This window comes from Puia sp. (assembly GCF_036500295.1).
Taxonomy (GTDB): Bacteria; Bacteroidota; Bacteroidia; order Chitinophagales; family Chitinophagaceae; genus Puia.
This window is the reverse complement of record NZ_DASYCH010000143.1, coordinates 1-2,341: the sequence shown is the minus strand read 5'-3', so window position 1 is coordinate 2,341 and position 2,341 is coordinate 1. Positions and strand designations below refer to the sequence as shown.

At 56.5% G+C, this 2,341-nt stretch carries 3 protein-coding genes and 1 pseudogene; 2 read left to right on the top strand and 2 right to left on the bottom strand.

Annotation, left to right across the window (positions count from 1 at the left end):
* Positions 1–195: pseudogene (locus tag VGM48_RS25260) on the top strand (hypothetical protein); the annotation flags it as partial.
* Between the two features lie 32 nt (positions 196–227).
* Here VGM48_RS25260 and VGM48_RS25255 read toward each other — a convergent pair.
* The gene (locus VGM48_RS25255) at positions 228–734 is read right to left on the bottom strand and encodes a hypothetical protein (RefSeq protein WP_331583841.1); all 507 of its coding nucleotides are present in this window, start codon (positions 732–734) and stop codon (positions 228–230) included.
* Between the two features lie 90 nt (positions 735–824).
* On the opposite strand from VGM48_RS25255, the gene VGM48_RS25250 reads away from it, so the two are divergent.
* The gene (locus VGM48_RS25250; RefSeq protein ID WP_331583839.1) at positions 825–1,613 is read left to right on the top strand and encodes an SDR family oxidoreductase; all 789 of its coding nucleotides are present in this window, start codon (positions 825–827) and stop codon (positions 1,611–1,613) included.
* Here the strand turns inward: VGM48_RS25250 and VGM48_RS25245 are convergent.
* Entirely contained in the window at positions 1,597–2,277 is a 681-nt protein-coding gene (locus VGM48_RS25245; RefSeq protein WP_331583837.1) for a hypothetical protein, read from the bottom strand. The two genes, VGM48_RS25250 and VGM48_RS25245, sit on opposite strands and share 17 nt — an antisense overlap.
* Positions 2,278–2,341: the final 64 nt, after the last annotated feature.

Here is a 2,341-nt window from a genome sequence, read left to right as displayed (position 1 = left end):
TACGCCGACCTGATCCCAACCCCCGATCTCCCCGCCAAAGTAGAGATCCGGATGATGTACCTCTGGAAGGACGGCGACTACCGCCCCACCCCCGCCATCAACCTCGCCCGCCTCAGCAAAGGGAAAATGATCGGCGTCCGCTACAACCAGGACAAGGAATGGGTTGGCGGCAGCGTTTGTTATTTCGAGAAATGAATGCCCGCATAGCTAATTACCTGCCCACCCCCTTATACATGGGCATACACATAGACCAACGCCTCCGCCTGCAGGTAGATCTTACCGCTATGCGGGTCCAGCGACAACTGCATCCCCCCCCGGGGAACGTCCATCCGTTGAACGATCCGGTAACTGCTCCGGCCCGACTGCCGCAGGACCGTCAGCAGCCCCGCCAGGCTATAACAATAGATCAACCGGCTCAACGGATCGAAGAGGACCGCATCGATCTCCTCTCCCATCGCAACGCTCGCCAACGACACCCCGGTCCGCTTGTCGGCGGCAACAAGCGTGTTCTCCGGTCCCGGCCGGAAGAATAGCCGGTTGTCAGGATCGGCGGCTATCACATCCTCTCCCACTACCACCGACAACAGCTCCCGGTATAGATCGCCCGGCAATGGCAACGAAATATGCCCCGATAACACATACTCCCGGAACCGCTGCTCCCTGCCCCGTATGAAACGATTGACGACCAGCATGATCAACGCAAAGACAACCAGTATCTGTAATATCTTCTCCATACGATCCCTTTCAAAGCAAGATAAGTTTTATTTGCCGGGATCATCCCCGCACCCGCGCGTGACTTATCTTTGCCCTCAAACGCATCTAATATGGACCTCCAACTAATAGGAAAAACGGCCCTGGTGCTGGCCGCCAGCAAAGGATTGGGAAAAGCATGCGCGACCCTCCTGGTTATCGAAGGCGCGGACGTGGTCATCGGCGCCCGCGACCGCGATACCCTGGAGACAACGGCAGCAGAACTCCGGGCCCTCGGCAAGGGCCGCGTACTGGCAATACCCGTGGACGTAAAAAAGCCGGATGAGTCGGCAGCCTTCGTAGACGCCGCCATAAAGGAATTCGGGAAGATCGATATCCTGATCAATAACGCGGGAGGCCCCCCCTTCGGAAGCTTCGAATCCTTCGACGAGACCGCCTGGCAATCCGCCTTCGAACTAAACCTGCTAAGCACCGTACGCTTCAGCCGTCTGGTCATCCCACACCTCAAAAAAACGGGAAGCGGCCGAATCATCAATATCGTCAGCCTCTCCGTAAAAACATTTTTAGCCAATTCCGTCCTTTCTACCAGCATACGCATGGGCGTGGTTGGCATGGCGAAGATCCTCTCCAATGAATTGGGGCCGGATAATATAACGGTCAATAACGTCGCCCCCGGACTCATCCTCACAGACCGGATCAACGATACTTTTCCCAAAAACCCACCCTCCGGCGCCACCCGCGAAGACCTGCTCGCCGAACGGGCAAAAGATATCCCTCTTCGACGGATCGGCCGCCCCGAAGAACTGGCAGCCCTCGTGGCCTTCCTCGCCTCCCCCCTCTCCGGTTATATCACCGGCACAACCATCCAGGTGGACGGCGGAGCGATCAAGGCGCCCTATTGATCGTAGCGATCGTCTCGATAAGGGTCTGTTCGGCCAGCGGACCCGTGGTCGCCAAGCCGATCTCATCATCAGGCCGCTTGCTGACAATATTGATATGGACCGCCCAGTCCGCCAAAAGATACACCAGCTCAAGCTCCACCTTTACTTCCCGGTACCGCCAGTCCCCCGTCGGGACCCTGAACGTACTCGTAGTAAATGCAGCACTTTCCTTTGCCGGCTCCCAGCGGCCCTGAAGGCCAACGACTGTGCCATCCGCCAGCGTGATATAACAGCCCTGCAGTTTCTTGAACAGATCCCGGTATTGCCCCGCAGCCTTGTCAAAATCATCGCCGGTATACATCTTTGCCTGCCAGCTCGCCGTCGTATCTCTCTTTGAATGATAACGCGAAATGGTGCAATTCTCCGCATCCGGCAGTACTACAATGGATGCATAATTCTCGACATCCCCCTGGGCCAGCACCAACTCGCCCGTAAGATGAACAAGGTTATGCGGAAAATCCCGCAGGACGGCATCGATCACAATAGGGAATGGAAGCACCCGGATCCGGGCATGCAAAAGAGAATCCACCCGCGCCGACGAATCGGCCTGCGTAAGCGGCGTCACCTGCGCAAAAGCAGAAAACATCACTCCTACGGCCATGAGTAGGGTCATTACTGTTTTCATTGATATGAATTTGTGCAAGTCTACACCATTTATCGCGCCGCTCCCAGCACTGCTTTTCCACTTA